16 protein-coding genes and 1 pseudogene are annotated in these 18,307 nt (G+C 61.5%); 12 read left to right on the top strand and 5 right to left on the bottom strand.

The genetic code is table 11. The annotated features are described in order from the left end of the window. Window positions 1-108: 108 nt before the first annotated feature. Entirely contained in the window at window positions 109-864 is a 756-nt protein-coding gene (locus tag RA302_RS31440; protein ID WP_338481195.1) for a DUF4429 domain-containing protein, read from the bottom strand. 188 nt (window positions 865-1,052) lie between these two features. On the opposite strand from RA302_RS31440, the gene RA302_RS31435 reads away from it, so the two are divergent. Beyond that, entirely contained in the window at window positions 1,053-1,958 is a 906-nt protein-coding gene (locus RA302_RS31435; protein WP_338481194.1) for a hypothetical protein, read from the top strand. 95 nt (window positions 1,959-2,053) lie between these two features. Here the strand turns inward: RA302_RS31435 and RA302_RS31430 are convergent, their stop codons facing one another. Further along, entirely contained in the window at window positions 2,054-2,191 is a 138-nt protein-coding gene (locus tag RA302_RS31430) for a hypothetical protein (RefSeq protein ID WP_197494156.1), read from the bottom strand. A 181-nt stretch (window positions 2,192-2,372) separates the two neighbouring features. Between RA302_RS31430 and RA302_RS31425 the strand changes: the two genes are divergently transcribed. The 4 genes from RA302_RS31425 (at window position 2,373) to RA302_RS31410 (ending at window position 6,541) form a co-directional block, all read left to right on the top strand. Next, on the top strand, window positions 2,373-2,699 hold the full coding sequence (locus RA302_RS31425; RefSeq protein ID WP_064112225.1) for a hypothetical protein: 327 nt from the start codon (window positions 2,373-2,375) through the stop codon (window positions 2,697-2,699). 138 nt (window positions 2,700-2,837) lie between these two features. Next, window positions 2,838-3,041, top strand: coding sequence for an SOS response-associated peptidase family protein (locus RA302_RS31420; RefSeq protein ID WP_338481193.1), 204 nt, complete (start codon window positions 2,838-2,840; stop codon window positions 3,039-3,041). Window positions 3,042-3,137: 96 nt separating this feature from the next. Further along, entirely contained in the window at window positions 3,138-4,355 is a 1,218-nt protein-coding gene (locus RA302_RS31415) for a tyrosine-type recombinase/integrase (RefSeq protein ID WP_338481192.1), read from the top strand. Beyond that, window positions 4,352-6,541, top strand: coding sequence for a site-specific integrase (locus tag RA302_RS31410; protein WP_338481191.1), 2,190 nt, complete (start codon window positions 4,352-4,354; stop codon window positions 6,539-6,541). The genes RA302_RS31415 and RA302_RS31410 overlap by 4 nt, the downstream gene beginning before the upstream one ends. An 8-nt stretch (window positions 6,542-6,549) precedes the next feature. On the opposite strand, the gene RA302_RS31405 is transcribed toward RA302_RS31410, so the two are convergent. Both RA302_RS31405 and RA302_RS31400 read right to left on the bottom strand, forming a co-directional pair. Then, entirely contained in the window at window positions 6,550-9,036 is a 2,487-nt protein-coding gene (locus RA302_RS31405) for a site-specific integrase (protein ID WP_050655241.1), read from the bottom strand. After that, window positions 9,033-10,292, bottom strand: a complete 1,260-nt coding sequence (locus RA302_RS31400; protein ID WP_050655242.1) for a site-specific integrase — start codon at window positions 10,290-10,292, stop codon at window positions 9,033-9,035. The genes RA302_RS31405 and RA302_RS31400 overlap by 4 nt, the downstream gene beginning before the upstream one ends. A gap of 98 nt (window positions 10,293-10,390) precedes the next feature. Between RA302_RS31400 and RA302_RS31395 the strand changes: the two genes are divergently transcribed. Then, window positions 10,391-10,591 carry a hypothetical protein gene (locus tag RA302_RS31395; RefSeq protein WP_197494328.1) on the top strand — a complete coding sequence of 67 codons (201 nt, stop codon included), beginning with the start codon at window positions 10,391-10,393 and terminating at the stop codon, window positions 10,589-10,591. A 326-nt stretch (window positions 10,592-10,917) separates the two neighbouring features. Further along, on the top strand, window positions 10,918-11,271 hold the full coding sequence (locus RA302_RS31390) for an SOS response-associated peptidase family protein (RefSeq protein ID WP_338481190.1): 354 nt from the start codon (window positions 10,918-10,920) through the stop codon (window positions 11,269-11,271). 133 nt (window positions 11,272-11,404) lie between these two features. On the opposite strand, the gene RA302_RS31385 is transcribed toward RA302_RS31390, so the two are convergent. Next, the gene (locus RA302_RS31385; RefSeq protein WP_338481189.1) at window positions 11,405-12,316 is read right to left on the bottom strand and encodes an alpha/beta fold hydrolase; all 912 of its coding nucleotides are present in this window, start codon (window positions 12,314-12,316) and stop codon (window positions 11,405-11,407) included. A gap of 89 nt (window positions 12,317-12,405) precedes the next feature. On the opposite strand from RA302_RS31385, the gene RA302_RS31380 reads away from it, so the two are divergent. The 5 genes and pseudogenes from RA302_RS31380 to RA302_RS31360 form a co-directional block, all read left to right on the top strand. Next, window positions 12,406-13,137, top strand: coding sequence for a hypothetical protein (locus RA302_RS31380; RefSeq protein WP_261949431.1), 732 nt, complete (start codon window positions 12,406-12,408; stop codon window positions 13,135-13,137). A 3-nt stretch (window positions 13,138-13,140) separates the two neighbouring features. After that, entirely contained in the window at window positions 13,141-13,788 is a 648-nt protein-coding gene (locus RA302_RS31375) for a helix-turn-helix domain-containing protein (protein ID WP_338481188.1), read from the top strand. A 306-nt stretch (window positions 13,789-14,094) separates the two neighbouring features. Continuing rightward, the gene (locus RA302_RS31370) at window positions 14,095-15,063 is read left to right on the top strand and encodes an ATP-binding protein (RefSeq protein ID WP_076949338.1); all 969 of its coding nucleotides are present in this window, start codon (window positions 14,095-14,097) and stop codon (window positions 15,061-15,063) included. Continuing rightward, entirely contained in the window at window positions 15,056-17,614 is a 2,559-nt protein-coding gene (locus RA302_RS31365) for a S8 family peptidase (protein ID WP_338481187.1), read from the top strand. Before RA302_RS31370 ends, RA302_RS31365 begins: the two co-directional genes overlap by 8 nt. 163 nt (window positions 17,615-17,777) lie before the next feature. After that, window positions 17,778-18,293: pseudogene (locus RA302_RS31360) on the top strand (SOS response-associated peptidase); the annotation flags it as partial. Window positions 18,294-18,307 lie beyond the last annotated feature (14 nt).

Genomic DNA, 18,307 nt, shown 5'->3' with positions numbered 1-18,307 from the left:
AAATCGATAGCTTGCGCAGCTCGCACTAGGTGTATCCGGCCATCAGGTCCAAGTGAGCACTTCGAGGTACGTCTGATGTTGTCCCATGCCGGGACAAGCGGTGGAGCGCTAGCTCTCTGCCGCTCGACTGGCTGAGTTGAGCGCGGATGCGAAACTGCGGGCCAGCAATTCGGCATTGCCGGGAACCTCGACCATGATCTCTGTGCCGCTCGGGAACTCGATCGTCAGGTAGAGGTTGTGCGATTGTTTCTTGGCCATCGCACCGATCATGGTTCCGGCGCCCGGGTTGATCGCTGTACCTAGCGCCATGCGCGTGAGGGTCGTACGTTGCTGGGTGCCCCCGATCTCGACGGACGCTCGGACCCCAGCGACCCTGTAGCGCTGTCCCTTGTACGTCAGGATCTTGCCGTCGAGCTTGAACCCGCCGAAGACTGCCTTCTCCGGAGGCGGTGGGCCAACAGCGGGATCCACCGGCACATTGACCGACACCGCGGCCGGCGCCGGCGCCCGCTGCGGAGTCAAATCGTCGCCGAAGCCAAGAATCGGCACGGCAGTTTGAACGGCAGCGTTGAGTGCGGCGACCAGCGCGCCGATCTTGTCCTTGCCAGTGATGTAGTTGAAGTCAGCACGGCCGTCACGGTTATGCCCTTTGCGTCCACGAAGGAGCAATCTCATCTCGCCGGGTTTGGATGCGGTCGCCTCACGCCAGGAAATGCCCTCGATTGCACCTACTGGGACTATCCAGGGAGACGCTGCCCGCTTATTGCGCGGTTGACGCCAGTGCGTGTGCTCGAATGTGACGGTCCCCGCCACGTCGTCGAACTCGACTGTGGACCCTGAACCGGCGTATCTGTAAGCGGCCATCGGAATATCAAAGCAGACGCTCTGGTGGCAGAACGCTGGACTCACGGCAATTGGGCGGTCCGGGTGATTCCGTTGGATGCAAACACTTAACTTTCCACTACGTCGTTGCCTTCACCAGAATTCTCGAGCCGTAAGGTTCTCTCCCGGCGGTCATCTCTGGTCGCAACTGACTATTCAGGAGTGCCGCCATGATCGTCGCCAGGGCTGTCTCGATATCCACGCTTCGTACGACTGCATTCTTTGCCGCTACCGCGATCGCGATTTCTACCTTGGCTGGATGCAGTACCGGACCCAGCACTGGTGACGCCGAGGTCTTGTCTTTCGAGGGACTCGAATTTCCGAGCACTATTGAAGTCGATTCGGCCGGAAACGTATTCGTGACGGACTGGGGCCACGATCGTGTTGTCAGGCTCGACGACGCGACTAATGAGCAGTCAGAGGTTCCCTTCCGAGATCTCACCGACCTTGCCAGTATCACGGTCGGGAGCGAGGGAAGCGTGTACGTCAGCGAGGGAGAGGGAACCAACTCGCAGGGACGGATTCTGAAGATGCCAGCTGGTGGCACCTCGCAGGAGGTTCTGACAACGCGTGAGCATCCAGGTGCGCTCGCTGTGAGTGATTCCGGGGTTGTCTACTTCTACGACTTCGGTAGCCCAGTCATCTACAAGTTCATTCCTGAAACGAAGTCAACCGAAATCGAAGTAGCTCTCGTCCATACAAATTTTCCGGGATTCGATCAGTACTTCAACGATATTGCTCTCGGAAATGACGGGAAACTCGTTGCGATCACGGGGCTGCCCGATCCTCGAATCCTCAGGGTCCTGTCATCGCAGATGCTGGAGGAGCTTTCGTTCCTCAAAGGCAAGGAACGATTTCCCATCTCGATCGATATCAACAAATCCGGCGATATGGTCATCCTCGACGGAAAGCTCGGCGACCACATCCTCAAGGTGCCGAACGGATCGACTGAACCCATTGAGCTCTCATTCGGCGAACTCAACCAGCCGTCCGATGTCGCTATCGACGATTCCGGCAACGTGTACGTCGCAGACCGGAACAATCATCGAGTTCTCAAGCTGCAAGCAAACGACTGACCTGGCCAGCGCCCCTGCACTTCAAAACGACGACCACGGTGTGACAGAAAAGGCTCGCATCGATCAGTTAGGACGCCCGGCCTGCGACGATTCCGTCATTTCCGGGTGATGATCGTCCGCAGTACGAAGCGGAAGACCACGGCGGTACCAGCTCCGACCGCGACACCGGCTATCGCGTCGGCTAGGAGAACCCCGACAGTGACACCGAGGACCGCGGCGGCCGCGATCGCCAATGCGACATCGGTAGGCGCCGGCCGAGGACTGGTGATCGGAGGGCCCTTTCGCGACAACCGACGACGTACTCGCAGAGAGCATGACACGGCACCGCAGCACGCGGGACTCGGACCATCGCGGTTCAATTAGAAAGGTGACGTGCCTACCCGCTGCTGCGTTCACTACCGGAAAGAGGCTCTGATGGCTGGGACGATCTTCTTCGCGTCGGGAGCTCGCTGGACTGCCAGTTCGTCAGTCTTTGCTCTCGCTCTGGAGGCGCTGATTCCGATGATCTCGGACCTAGAGACTCACGAGGTGGTCGTTGCTCTCAGCGAAGGCAACGTCGGAATGCTCGACGTCGAGGATTTGCCGCCGCACGGAAGAGTCGAGGTGTTGCAAATTCTAGAGGACGGGCGGCATTGGGAATCGGTACAGACGATGATCACCGGTGGACAAGAGTGGATCGATGCCGTCGAGAAACCGATGGCGGAACTGTCAGACCTCGCGGCCGCAACTATGGCGACGTGACAGTGAAATTGACGACTCATCGGCGGTAGCAGAAAGTGCCCCTGGAACTACTCGCACCGTTGGCATCGAAAGACTTGTGCGGGTGTCGGTCCTACGCTGTTCAATAGAGGCAGTAGTCGAGGATGAGGAGGTCAGACCATGTGTGGGCGCTACGCACGAAAGAGCACAGATAAAGAATTGCAGTCATTTTTCGACACCATGCACACCGTCGGCGACGAACTCCCACCGTCCTACAACGTCGCACCTACACAACCGGTCCGCGTGATCCTCGAACGAACCCCACGCGAGGAACCCGACTCCGAGCCCCAGCGCCAGCTCAGAACGGTCAAATGGGGATGTTGACCGGACTACGAGACGACGCGCCGTCCTCGTTGCAGTTCGCGTGGCAGGCAGTGGCATAGACCTCTTTGATGACGGCGACTCTCGAAGGGGTGAATAGTGGATCGCATACGGATTGAACTCGAGCGGTGGGGTTCGGTGGTCGAAGCTTCCGGTTCTTCTCCGTGGCTGGTGGTCGACGATCTTGGTGGAGCGATCGAGCCGATCCGTCGGTATCTGGTCGAATTCTCAGCTCGCGGTAACCGGGCGAGCAGCTCGCGCAGCTACGCCTACGACTTACTGCGGTGGTGGCGATGGCTGCGGATCGTCGAGGTGCCGTGGCAGCGGGCGACATCGGACGAGATTCGCGACTATGCGCTTTGGCTTGGTGCGGCGACCAAGCCAGGCGCGTCCGCACGCACGGTGTCGTCGACGACAGCGGGAACGGTCAACCCAATTACACGGAAGGCCTACCTAAACGACCGTTACCAACCGCGGACGGTCCGTCACGCATTGGCGGTACTACGGGAGTTCTATGACTATTGGGCCGATCTCGGTGAGGGGCCGGTCGTCAACCCGGTACGGCGGGCGGTGCACGCTCGACCCAACGAGCACCACAATCCGATGGAGCCGTTCCGGCCCGAAGGTCGACTGCGTTACAACCCGCCGATCGCGAAGCGGCGGCCACGGACCCTATCGGACCAGCAGTGGCGTGATGTGTTCGCCGCATTGCGCTCGCACCGGGACCGGGCGTTGCTGGCGCTGGCGCTGAGCAACGGCGCACGCGCCGGTGAGTTGCTCGGTCTTCGTGGTGTCGACATCAATTGGGGCGATCAACTGGTGCGCGTGATCCGCAAGGGTAGCCGCGCCGAGCAGTGGCTACCAGTCAGCGCCGAAGCCATCGTTTGGCTTCGCCTCTATCTGGGCGAGAGCGTTCCCGTCGGCCCGAATGAGCCGATCTGGCGCACTGTGCGTCGACGCGACCGCGGCACCGGACTTGCGGAGCAACCACTGACCTATGACGCGCTACGGGCGGTGTTCAGGCGGGTCAACAGGACGCTAGGGACGAACTGGTCGATGCACGACCTGCGCCACACCGCGGCGCTGCGGATGTCACGCGACCCGAACCTAACCTTGCGCGACATACAGGTGATCCTCGGCCACGCCGATATCGACACCACTGCGTCGACCTATTTGTTCGAGGAAGACATCGAGGTTGCGACGCGAGTTCTGGCCCACCTTGACAGGGAACACGAGACCGCTCCGAAGCCGCCGCCTGTGACTACGCGGTACGACCCCACGGACCTAACTGTCCTTCTCGGCGGATCCGCGCAGTGAGAGCGCCGACACCGACACCAGCCAAGCGCTCACCCGTCTGGCGGGCAAGCGAGGACGAACGCGCGCGGTGGGGCTCGCGAGGCGGAGTCGGCGGACAATTGGACGAGACGGCTACCGAGGATGTGCTCACCGCCCTCAAATCCTCGCCCGAGATGGCCCGCCGCTCGCCGCGACAACAAAAGCCGATCATCGCCGCGGTCCGAGTAATCCTCGTCTGGCTCGCCAGCCACCCCGGCGACGGGTGGCAGGCACGCTGGGAGTGCGCGAACCCGGACGACACCCTCCACTGGATCGAATCGATCACCAGAGATGATCCGCGGTCACTGAATGCCAAGCGGAGAGTGTTCATTGACGCTCTGGGCTGCCTGATGCTGATTCGGTTCATCCTGCCCAGCCATCGACTGCTGCGTACCCTTAGTTCGCCGGTCCTCTACGGGAAGGCTCGCGCCACGTTCCAACCGGACTTGTTCGCACTAGCCGAACAGAACGCCCAAAGGCTGCAGATCCGCAAGCCCCTTCGAGTCAACGCTCTGAATACCCTCACCGCGATAGTCCTCCATTGCGGGCGCAACCTTGACGAGCTCACCTTCGACGACTTCATGAACCTACGACATGCAATTGGGCGGCCTGGCGGGCAAACTCGCGGAAGTATCAGCACCGGTTGGGATCTCGTGCGGGGCATCGCGAAGATCCCGGATGCGCCGTTTCACACCATGCGGATGCGTGGCCAGTTGTCGACCGGTGAGATCGTCGACTCGATCAATCTGAGTTGTCGGCCGATCCGCGACGTCATCGTCCGCTACCTCGACGAACGACGCCCGGCATTGGACTACAGCACCTTCTCCACCCTCGCTCGCGTCCTTGCTGCGTTCTGGGCGGACATCGAAGCCCACCACCCAGGCACCGACTCGCTGCACCTGCCCAACGACGTCGCTGAGGCATGGCGACAGCGAACACGAACCGTCGTCCGACCAGACGGCACGGTCCGTGAACGACTGGCCGTCCTGAACATCTTCGTACCAGTGCGAGCCTTCTATCTCGACATCGCCGCCTGGGCGCTGGAAGACCCGTCCTGGGCGCCCTGGGCAGTGCCGTCCCCGGTGCGGCGTAGCGACACCGGGGGCTATATGAAGAACAAGAGGCAGGTCACCGCACGTATGCATCAGCGCATCCGGGACCGGCTGCCGCACTTGACGCGCCTGTCCGATTCTGTGGCAGACCACCTGAGCCAGCAGGCCGATCTTCTCGCCGCCGGCCAATCCGCGGGTTACGAAGAGACTTTCGAACACATCGGCATTCGCTACCGTCGGCTGGCGCTGAGGGTCGACGAGATCGGCCCCGCCCGCCGAACAGTCAAGGAACCGGTCAAGGTTGAAATCGTCGCCACGGCAGAGCGACTCGATCTCTCTCACCTCGAGGACGAGGCGTTCTGGACGTGGGCAATCGTCGAGACACTGCGACACACCGGCGTCCGAGTCGAAGAGCTGCTCGAGCTCACCCAACTCGCTATTGTCAGTCACCGCCTGCCAGACACGGGTGAGGTCATCCCGCTGCTCCAGATCGTTCCGTCCAAGACGAACCAGGAGAGGCTGCTCGTCGTCACGCCCGAGTTGGCCAGCGTCCTCGCCAGCGTCGTCAGTCGGCTGCGCGCCATCGGTGGCGGATCGATCCCGCTGGTCGCTCGCCACGACGCTCATGAGCGAGCCTGGGGACCGCCGCTGCCGCATCTGTTCCAACGCAATCGCGACTACAGGTCCAAGGTCATCATCGCCGGGATGGTCAACCAACTGCTGGCGCGAGCATGGGACCGGATGGGTGTGTGCAACGCTGCCGGCGAGCCGATCAAGGTGACCGCGCACGACTTTCGGCGCATGTTCGCCACCGAAATGGTCACCGGTGGTCTGCCTATCCACATCGCCGCGAAGATTCTCGGGCACAACCGATTGGTGACAACACAGGGTTACACCGCTGTGTTCGACGAAGAGCTTATTCGCTCTTACCGAGCTTTCCTTGATGGCCGGCGATCCGTCCGCCCGGCTGAAGAGTATCGCGAACCCACCAACGCAGAATGGACCGAGTTCCAACAGCACTTCCAGACCCGAAAGCTCGAGCTCGGGGACTGTGGCCGTCCGTACGCCACTCCCTGTAGCCACGAACACGCCTGTTTCTCTGAACAAGAATTCTAGCTTGGCAATCATGTGGAAGTCCTTCCGGAGATCGATCCGAATCCAGGCATTCCGAGGTCAGTTGTTGCCGATCCTCGTTTCATCGTGGCATCGACCTGTGCGAGCTTGTCCTTGACTCCGGTGTAGCTGACCTGCAGTCCTTCGACTTCTCCCAGCCAGCCTTCCTGTTTGGCTTCGATGATGCGGGCTTCGAGGTTGTCTCGGATTTCTTCGAGCCTGCCTCGCTGTGTTGGATCCGGCCGCAGGAGTGAGCATCTGACGCAAGCATGCTCGTGGATGCAGGGTGTGCCGAACGTCCGTGCGCAGGTCCCGACCGATACTTTCCGCTTCTCGAAATGAGACAAGAACGCATCCCATTCATCGTCGGTCGGTGTCCGGTATTCCTCGCTGGGCCTCATCGAACGACGACGCGCGATGAACGCTCGGTGCGCTTCTATAGTTTCCGAGGGGTAGACGGCCTTGTAGCCCATCGTCGTGTCAATTGTCTTGTGCCCGCAAATAACCTGTGCGATATGGGGTGGCAGGCCGTTCATGATCGCGTCGGTGACGAATATTCGCCGGAAGTCGTGGGGCTGAAACATCAACGGATCGCCACTGGCATCGGTGAGAGCTGCCACGGTGAGCGCATTGATGAGGAGCTTGCGGACGAAACTCGGTGGGATCGCTCGGCGTTCGTTTCCGATTCCCCGCTGAAAGAGCAGCGGCATCGGCGGATTCCACAGCTTCTCCTGCGTATCGTAGGCAGCCACGAGAGGTATCGATCCGTTGGGTTGCCGCGAACGCTGAACGACCGCACTGAGGACTTCCGCGAGCTCGGGACTGACCAAGATCAGCCGCTCGGTATCGGTCTTCGATGGAGCTATCTGCAGCAGCGGAACCAGTTCACCGGTACTGGGTAGTCGGTATTCGGTGATGCTGTGGTGACTGAGCTCGAGGAGCTCTTCATGACGGATACCGCTGAGCCGCAACACTTCGATGGTGGCGAATGCCCAGAATGCTTCCTCGTCCTCGTAGGTGAGATCGCGACGAACACCGCTGACAGTATTGTCGGCCCATACGACGCGGCCGGTTCCCCGACGGATCAAGGATCGTCGCAGTTCTCCGTCGGTTCCCGCGATCACCTCACCTGGTTCGGTGTTCTGCGCCGCAACGAGTAGTGCCGCTGCGGCCGCGCGGCGGTCAGCGGCGGACCGAACCAACTGAGACAGGACAGGCAACCGCTCGCGGGTGCGTTGGTCCATCCGCGCTTTGCGGTGTTTGAGTTCCTTGCCTCTTTTGACCTCGCCGTCACTGATCGGGCAGGGCGCCACCCACTGCGCCCAGCGGGACGGATCTTCGACGGCCCAGTGCGCGAGGTCGAGATAGAACGCGCGCACTTGCAACAGATTGTCTTTGTAATTCTTTCGGGGCGAAGTTGTTTCGTGCTTTCGTCCCGCCGCGTCGACGGCGGTGCGTGTGATCGATCTCAGGTCGTCCTTCCATGCGCGGGCGACGTCAGGCGGCAGGTGCAGGGTGTCGATACCGGGGGCGAGTGTCTCGACGCGGCTCCAGAACAGCCCGGCAAGTCCTCGGGCACGAGAGTTGAGGCTGGTGTAGTCCAGCGCGGGTTGACGCTCGCGCAGATAGTCGATGAGCAGATCTCGGATCGGTTGGTTCTCGATCGGGTAGCGGTCGACGAGTTGTTCGATCGTCAGCTGTCCGACCGGAGCGCCGAACGCGCGGATGCTGTGTGGTGCGTCCTCGGGAAAGATGCCCATCGCACGTAGTCGCAGGTAGAAATCGATCTTCTTCTGACCGCGGCGGGAGTGCACCTGCGCCATCGTGTCGATCAGCTCCACACAATCGCCGACAGTGATCTCTGCGACAGTCCCGCCTTTGGATACCAGCAGGGTCGCGATTCTGGTCGCTGCGATTCGTGCATCGTCTCGCGAGGTATCCGGCTGAGTGGCAGCAAGCTCGTCCAACCGCGCGAATCCGTCCGGATCTCGCAGCTTTGCCATCATCGGCGCGAGAAACGGGTGCGCCCGGGAGAGCATCCACGACAGCTGTGGCCGGATCACGTCCAGGCACAGCAACATCAGCAGTCCTGCAGCCAGGTCGTTGCGATCGTGTCTGACAGGGCGCCCGTGTCCGGCAATCCATTCCACCGGGAGATCGGCCCATGAGGCTGTCGCGCCGTAACGAGATCCGCGGATGTTCTCGGCGCCGCTGGCGAGCCACCGGGCTTGCCAGGTATCGCCGGGCACCGAAGCCAACCAGGTCAGTATCTTGATCACGCCTCGGTGCCGTCCGGCTCGGGTGGTGACCGCAGCCTCGGCAAGCACCGAGCAGTTCAGTCGGGCCTCGACAGCTTCGGCAGAGGCAGCGGTGTGCGGCCACCAGAGTTCAAATTCGCGTGGTGGAAACTGTTTGTGCAGTTGGTGAATCCTCGAATGTGGCACCGGTGTGACCTCGAAGCGTTCCGGGCGGGTCATGTGCTTGACGGCAGTGCTCACAACGACCTCCCGAACAGCACGCTCAACGCTGCCGGATCGTACCCAGGTGCAGGAGGCGGTGGAGGAGTCCTCGGATGTTCCCGCTGATCAGCAGTACGAGCGTGGTGGGCCAGGACGCTGGCGATCACCTCGTCCTTGTCGGGTGTCAGATAAATTTCGGTCGTCGACAAATGTGCGTGCCCCAGCACCTCTTTGACCTCCACCAAGGACAAGTGCGGGTCGTTGGCCATCCGCCTCGCTGCACTGTGACGTAAGTCGTGCAGAGTCCAATCCGAACCGAGAGTGGCGTTCGCACGCTCGAACATCCGATGCGCCGCATGGTAATTCAACGGGCGGCGAGGTTTCCGCAGTGTCCACCACAACGGTTGCGTCCGTCCGAGTGGCACCTCGCCCCACACCTGCTCCTGATACAACCGCAACCAGACGAACGCGTCCGCCGACGCGGGTACCTGCTCCACCGCACGTGTTCCCTTGCGCACCACAGTAATCAACTGCTGCCCCGGGTCGACATCGCACTCGCGGACTCCCAACAACTCCGACGCTCGCACCCCCGACGAAATCCAGAACGCCACCAACGCCCGGTCCCGATCCGACGACAATGCCGCGAACAACTTATCGAACAGATCCTCGGGAATCGCTCGGGGAATCCGCTGCGAGACCCGAGGCCGGTAGCGTCCCACACGCTCAGGTGCCCAATGATCCATCGGATTGTGGTGCGCATGAGCCCGTCTCGACCGGCGAGAGAGATCGAGAGGGAACGGATTCAGGAGCGGGCCAGTACCTGCGTCCCGATGAAAATCGTAGAAACTTCGCAGCACCGTCTCACTGTGCGCCACTGTCGCCGGCGAGTACCCGGTCCCCAGAGCCGGTTTGCCGGTGACAGGATTCGCTGCCGCCGCAGCAGTAGCAGCCGACTCGGCGCTGGCCGGCACCACTGATCCTTGTCGTGCCTTCGCCGTCAACTGGATCCAACAACTGAAATCGCGCGCATCGACCCGAGAGGCACGATCCCACGCCACATCCACAGCGTGAAGGAACCGCCACCACCTCAGCAGATCCATACCGTATGAACGCACCGTCGCCACCGACCTCCCGGAAGCGATCAGCTCCCGGAAGAACACCTCGACGGACTCCACTCGTTCATCGTCGCTGCCCTGCAGGATATAAGGCTCCGACGTGTGGCCGGTCGCTGTCAACCGACCCACTCGGGCCACCACAAGCCCCGACAGATCTCTCGGACTTTCGCCTTCGCTCATGTCCGCAAGCTACCGACCCACATCGACCCCACCCCTTCAGACCAGCACCGTTCGGCATTTAGTTCAGTCAACGGGGCGTCCGCTGCCCGATGCTGCGCGTGGATCCACGCGCACGACCACGGCTGGCCGCAATTATCGAGAACCTGCGTGACCGCATCGCCGAAGCCCGCACCAATGGCTGGCTCGGAGAGATACAGGGCCTACAAATCAGTCTCGACGCGGCCGCAGGAAAGATGGCCGCTCTTAACCGCGCCGAGCGCCGGACCGTTGAACCGGTACTTCTCGGCATCCCCCGATAAGGAGAATCTCGTCGGTGAGCGGCGCCGATTCGCCGGCGAGACAGATCCGCGCTTGCTCGCGACATGGCACCCGCAGAAGTCAGCACGCGGGCCCAGGTCGACCATGTCAGTGGCGAACGACCCGATCTACGGCGGAACGATCCGTTGCGCGGCTAGAACTGCATCACCGCATCGTCGCGGCACTTCGGACTGATCCACTCATCGATGATCACGTCGGAAAAGTCCAGGATCGGCTGGTCGAGATTCTGAATGATCGACAGGACGTCGGGGACTGAGCGCGAAGTCCAGTAAAGGGCTTGCTCCATACCGGGGCAAAAGACCGAAAGATGGCCTCCAAACTGATCAACTCCCGCAGTGAAACCGTCACGGAGAAAACGTCGTTCAGAAGTTGCGCCGCCAAGCGGCGCACCATCATCCCCGCGAACGGCTACTACGAATGGATGAAAAGCGAAGAGGGAAAGAAGATTCCGTACTTTCTTCATGGGGAAGGTGACCTGGAAGTAATGGCTGGACTCTACGAGTTGTGGCCCGATCCTGAACTGCCCGAGGGCGATCCGAACAAGTGGGTATGGACCTGTGCAGTCTTGGCCCGGCCAGTTATCTACCCCTCCGACGGCATAGTTGTGACGTTGGTTAGCGAGCGATCGGCGCGACGTCACTGGCCGATATCCGCCCCGTGACGTGGCACGTTGGTGACGTGTGTCCGCAAGGGTGCGGCCGTCGCCAGTCGTCGCTACACATTCCCCGATGTCGATCCTGGATGCGATTGTGGAGCAAGCAGTTTCTCGTTCGAGTGAAGAGCGCCCGCGACTTCTATGAGGCCGTGCTGTCGCGACTGGCCAGTTCGTCCCACCACGTCTTGATTGCGTTGCTGAACTCGGCTGGTGCGTCGGATTGTAGGAAGTGGCCGACTCCGGGGAGCACCGTCGTGGTGTGGTCGGGGAAGGCCTCTTCGAAGCGCTGACGGTATTTGTCGGTGAAGATTGGGTCCGCATCTGCCCACACGAGCAGCGTGGGCAGTTTCTCGAGTGCGCTGAGTTGGCCCTCCAGATCGGTGAAGAACTTACGAGCCCCGACGAGTTCTCCGGGAAGGGCTGCGCAGGCGCGGCGGCGTGCTGGCGTGGGCATTGCCTGGCGGTAGTGCGCCATTTCGGCGTCGGAGAGCTTCCGCCGCTTGTGTGCTGAGGGAATGTAGTACTCGACCATCAGATTGAACCGTTGGATAAGCGCGCGTCCGATCGGGCTTCCTACGCCGCGGGAGAACAGTTCGCTGGACGGGTCACCGTTCAACGGCCATGCCCAGGTGTTGGTGAGGATGAGGCGTTCGAACTTGTCCGTTCGTTGCTGGGCGGCATATAGGCCGAACGGGCCTCCCCAGTTGTGGCCGACCAGTGTCAGTTGCGTCAGGTTCAAGCGGTCGAGGAAGGACACGAGCAGGTCCGCGTGATCGCGGGCCAGGTACTGATAGCCGGGTGCACCGGTCGAGAGGCCGAATCCCGGAAAGTCCACGGCGATGCACCGGAACCTGTCCCGGAGGTTGGTGATTGCTTCGCGGTAGGCGAAGGACCAGACCGGATTTCCGGTCAGCATCAGCAATGTAGGACCCGAGCCCTCGTCGACGTAGTGCACGACGTTTCCGTCCAACTCCACGAAGTGGCTTTCGAACGGGAACAACTCGTTGTCCACCCATGCCGGGCGTTGGCCCGAAGGCTGTGTGGTCGTCATGTGCTGATCCTCCTGTTTCGCTGTTTTCGCATCGACTTGTTCTTCTGTAGTTCACAATCAAACATGAAGTAGATGATGGGAGAGGCTGAATGAGTGAATTGATCAACGACGTCCTGGCTGCACATGGCGGCGCTGAGCGTTGGAAGTCGGTTTCGACGATTACAGCTCGGGGACGTATAGGTGGTCTGCTGCCCACTCGCTTCGCCGGCAACAAGCTGGCCAGTTTCACTGCCGAGGTGCACGTCGCCGCGCGGCGCACCGTCCTCCATGATTTCCCACAAACCGGCAATCGTGCTGTGTTCGACGGAGGCGACGTGAGGATCGAAACCCGCGACGGAGAACCACTCGCCACCCGAATCGATCCTCGTTCAGCATTTTTCGGACGCACCGGTATCCGCCGCAACGTCCGGTGGGATCCACTCGACACCACTTACTTCGCCGGATACGCCTTGTGGAACTACCTGACGGCACCACTGTTGCTCGGACGCGCCGACATCGTCGTTACCGAAGGTGAACCATGGCGGGAATCAGGACAGACATGGCGGCGGCTCCATGCAACATTCCCCGAACAGATCGATACCCACTGTCGACGACAGACCTTCTACGTCGACCCTGCTGGCTTGATCCGACGCCACGACTTCGTCGCTGAACCAGTTGGCCGTTGGGCGGCGGCCTCGATCTACTGCGATGACCACCGAGAGTTCGAGGGGCTCGTCTTCCCCGTCCGGCGCCGTGTGCTTCCCAGGGGTCCGGGCGGCCGAGTTCTCCCCAGGCCGACGCTGTTGGCACTCGACTTCGACGAAATTGGGACGGAGGTCTGACCGGTGAGTACGGAAGAGGACAAGTCGGCAATCAAGCGGTCTTACGGCCAATACTGCGGGTTGGCGCGGGCACTCGACGTCGTAGGCAACAGGTGGAGCCTGCTCATCGTGCGTGAGCTGCTCGGCGGCCCTGCCCGATACGGGAAACTTCAGGCCGGGCTGCCGGGGATCTCCACCAACCTGCTGGCCGAGCGTCTGAGGGAACTCGAACAGTCCGGCGTAGTTCAGCGCCAACTCGACACCGACAGCAACGCCATCGCCTACACGCTCACCGCCTGGGGAAGGGAGCTTCGCGGTGCTGTCACGGCGTTGGTGAACTGGAGTACGCCGCTCATGATTGCAGGTCCGCGTGGCGACAGTTTCCAACCTCATTGGTTGGTGGTCGCGCTCGAATCACTGATGGAGGGCAAGCGAATTGAGGTACCTGCGACCATCGGCTTCGAGGTCGACGGCATGAACCTCGCCGTTCGCGTTGACGAAACGGGTGCCCGCGTCGCGCTCGAAGTCGACGTACAACCCGAGACTGTCCTTCGAGCAGAACCGATGGTGGTACTTGGCCTTGCATCGGGCATGCTGACGACCGACCAGGCGATCGCTGCTGGCGAGCTCCGCGGCGAAAGCCAGGACCTGGCTGCGATTTTCGGCCCCTGACGAGTCTTGGTTCTGCGTGCGACGAACGGTGGAGACAGAAGCGGTTCTATAAGCGCATGGATCGCCCTCCGGTGCCCGACCATCCTTTCGTCTCGGTCACCGACGCTGCAGTGCGTCACGATTCGTCCGATGGGACTGGTGAGTCCGTTCGGTGATCTGCGTGGGCAACGGCGGGGGAGCCATGGTTGCGAATGGTCAGTCACTACGATGAGAGAATTGCGTACCTGTGGCTCTCGCTGGGATCGGTGAGCGGCAGTAATGAATACCAGAGAAGGCACGAATACCAGCGAAGGCGGGAGGCGAATAATGGCAGGCCTTGGTGAACACATCACGGCGATGGTCCGTAGTCATGCCTCCGGCGACGACTCGGTGTTTTACTCCGTTGCTCTGCAGGTCGCGGCCCGTGAGGCGAAGCGTGGGCACCACGTTCTCGCTGCGGATATTAAGCAGGCCGTCGATACCTCACGGCAGATCACTCCCCGTAGCAACGTCACGCAGCTCGTGCAGCCGCGCGGCGACCTGGCCGAATTGGTCGAGGCTTCCCATCCTCAGATCGAGCTGCGGGAGTTGATCGTGCCCGGCGAGCTCACCTCTCAGATCGAGCAAGTGATCGCTGAGCAGCGTCAGCGCAAGAACCTCGTGGAACACGGGTTTGCGCCGATACACCGCCTTTTGCTGGAAGGACCACCCGGCACGGGTAAGACGATGACGGCATCAGTACTGGCTCACGAGCTGGCCTTGCCGATGTTCACCGTCCGGCTGGACGGCCTTCTGAGCAAGTACATGGGCGAGACCGGCAGCAAACTACGACTTGTCTTCGACGCAGTCGCTGAGCGGCGAGGTGTCTACCTCTTCGATGAATTCGACGCGCTTGGTGCCGATCGTTCGGGGAACGATGTCGGGGAGGCGCGGCGCATTCTCAATTCTTTCCTCGTATTCCTCGAGCAGGCCAGCCCGGAGTCGATTGTCATCGCCGCAACCAATCACCGCGACATCCTCGACCGCGCGTTGTTCCGACGGTTCGACACGGTCCTCACCTATGACCTTCCCGATGCCCGTCAGGCCGGCGTGGTGATCCGTGCACGCCTCGGTTCGCTGGCAACAGGACTGAGCTTGGCGAAACTCACTCAGTACACCTCAGGTCTCAGCCATGCCGACCTGGTCAAAGCAGCCGAGGCCGCCGCGAAAAAGGTGCTCATGCGCGGTGACGCGCATGTGACTCGCGAGGACATCGTCGCGACCCTCAAAGCGCGACGGTCCGCGAGCGTTGGCTGAACAACCACGGCACCTCGACCATCTCTATGTCGTCGAACAGGCCGCTGACGAAAGTTTTCACCGGGGCGGCCAAGGGGACGTCAAGATCCGTCCCGTAGAGCGGCGGGCGCATGGCCTGGCACTCCGAGGTGAGCTCGACAAGGCGTTCGCCGACATCGACACCGAACGCCATACATTAAGCGTCAGTGAGGAAGAGCTGCGGGCGCTCGGCAGTGTGATCGTTCTCGAAGGTGCGCACGCGGCGTATCCGTTGAAGCTGGATCAGTTGAGCCAACTCACGCGGCACCGGAAAACCCCCAAGCGCCCGAAGTGGCTCCTCCTGTCGGTGCACCAAGCAACGGCTACGGAACCGGAGCGAGCCACAGTCTGGGTGTCTGACGCGCACCGGCCGCAGTTCGTCAAGATCTTCGAGGACTATCTTACGAAGGTCTCGACCAGAGCGGTGGAGGAGCATTGGACGACGCCGGACGGAAATCCGGTAAACCAAGCGCTGGTGGCGAACATCGCACGGATCCGGCAAGCGTTCCTGGACGACTTGTGGACCTCCGCTGGCGAACCGCCTCGCTCCGGCCGACACTGGTGGGAACTCTGGCTCGATTCCACCCAGCCGCATCTCGACACCTTCAACGGATTCCTCGCCACCTACCAACTGCGAACATTGCCCCGGTCGGTTGCCCTGCGTGACCGAGTTGTCGTGTGGGTCGAGGCGACCTGGTCGCAACTCCAGATCCTGCCCGTCACGAGCGTCCCCCTGGCCGAGATCCGGAAACCGGAATTCATCGACACTATCGAAGATCTCCCTGCGACCGAACAAGACGAGTACGTTCGCGATCTTGCGGAACGGCTCGTACCCGCAGCCGATCACGCCCCCGCTGTGTGCCACCTCGACACCGGCGTCAACCGAGCCCATGTGCTCTTAAAAGATTCCCTCGCCGTGGCAGACTTGCACACCATCATCGGCATCTCCGGAAGCGATGTGGAGGGGCACGGGACCACGATGGCTGGTCTCGCGCTCTACGGCAGCCTCGAAGAGCACCTCACCTCCACTGGGCCAGTGCATCTCAGCCTCCGCCTGGAATCGGTCCGGATGATGCCCTCGAAGTCCGAGGCCGCGACGAACCCACGCGACTACGGCACAGCCACTGTCGAGGCCGTCGCGATGCCGGAGATCACCGCACCAAGGCAGCGTGTGTTCTGCTTGACCCTCAGCACGAGCCCGGACAAACCGGGAGAGCCCACGCTGTGGTCGGCGGCGGTGGACGCGCTTGCCGTCGGAACCGACACCGCCCGCGACGGGGACCAACTGCAGCTACTGTCCGCACCCGACCCTGACTCCTCCCGGCTCTTCCTGGTAGCAGCCGGAAATGTCGACAGCTACCAACTCGACCACCGCACCGAGTCCGACACGTCAGCAGTAGAAGATCCCGCTCAGGCATGGAACGCCCTCACCGTCGGCGCACATACTGATCTGGACGGCATACCTGAGGACCCGCAGTACCGGGGTTGGAATCCGATGGCGGAGCGCGGAGGGCTCTCCCCACACAGTCGGACGTCGGTGATGTTCAACCAGCGGAACTGGCCGATCAAGCCTGACATCTGCATGGAGGGCGGAAACGTCCTCACCGACGGAGCAGGGACCTTCGAAGACAAGCACCCGATGTTGTCACTGCGCACTACAGGCACAGCGAACGATCTTGCTCTAGCCTCGGCAAACGCCACCAGCGCCGCTACCGCTCAAGCTGCCCGCCTCGCGGCCTTGGCAGTCGCCCGGTACCCGGACTACTGGCCGGAGACGATCCGCGGACTACTCACCCACGCCGCCGAATGGACCCCATCGATGGAAGCAGAGGTTCGCCAAGACCAGCGCAAGACCGATCGTCTTCAACTCCTGCGCCGCTACGGGTGGGGAGTGCCCACGGAGGCCGCAGTGCTGAACTCTTCACGTCAGGCAGTCACTCTGGTCACCCAGGACCAGTTCCTCCCCTTCGAAGGCGACGATTTTCGGATGCGGCGGTTTCGGCTACACCGTTTGCCGTGGCCGTCCGACGTGCTCGAACAGCTTGGCGCAGAAAGCGTACGGTTGCGAATCAGCCTGTCGTACTTCATCGAACCATCCGCATCTCGCCGAGGTTGGCGCCAGCGCTACGCATATCCTTCCCACAGCCTGCGATTCGATCTCCAAGGTCCAGTCGAGACCCAGCCGGAGTTCATTGCCCGTATCAATCGCGATGCACAGCTCAGTGAGGACGGTTCACCTCGCACCGGAACCACAACGGACCGCTGGTTCATCGGACCCAACCAACGCAACTTCGGGTCTCTACATCAGGACGAGTGGAATGGCACGGGAACTGAACTCGCGCAATGCAACTCCGTTGCGGTCTATCCGGTCGGGGGCTGGTGGAAGAACAACCGTCGTGCCGACCGCGTGAACTTTCCCGTGCGCTACGCACTGTTGCTTTCATTGCGGACCGATGAGCAAGACATCGATCTCTACACTCCAATTGCCAACCAGTTGCGGGTGTCCGTTCCCGCGGAGATAACAACGACCTAGAGGCCTTCAATTTTCGACGACCTTGTACAAGAGGGGCACGTCTTGGGTGGGCAGTTCAGCCGGAGTTTGCTCACCTCGGCTCCCCGACATCAGGATCGAGGACACGAGCCTGCCGATACCGATACGCCGCTAACGGACTACGAGCGCTCGTAGTCCGGTTAAGGGCTTGCTCCCGGCCTGGGCGAAAGACCGGAAGATGGCGTCCAAGTTGATCAACGCCCGCAGCGAAACCGTCACGGAGAAGCCGTCATTCAGAAGTAGTGCTTCCAAAAGGCGCGCCATCATCCCGGCCGCCGGATACTACGAGTGGATGAAAAGTGAAGCAGGGTCGAAGATTCCCTATTTCCTTCGCGGCGAGGACGATATTCTCGCGATGGCCGGGCTCTACGAGTTGTGGCCCGATCCTGAACTGCCCGAAGATGATCCGGACAAGTGGGTATGGACCTGCACAGTCTTGACTCGGCCAGCCTCAGATTCCTTGAGGCACATACACGACAGATCCCCGCTGATCCTGCCCGAATCGTTCCGGGAACACTGGCTCGACCCGAACCTCACCGACAAAGGCGAGGTCCAGGCCATGATCAACTCAGTTCCGGAGCCGCATCTCGAGCCCTACGAAGTCTCGACTGCGGTGAACAGCCCTCGCAACAACAACCCGTCACTATTGGAGCCGGTCTGACCACACGTCCATTG

The sequence above is a fragment of the Rhodococcus sp. DN22 genome, assembly GCF_036669995.1.
GTDB lineage: Bacteria > Actinomycetota > Actinomycetes > Mycobacteriales > Mycobacteriaceae > Rhodococcus_F > Rhodococcus_F erythropolis.
Note: the sequence above shows the minus strand (reverse complement) of the source record. Positions and strands in the feature narration are given on the sequence as shown.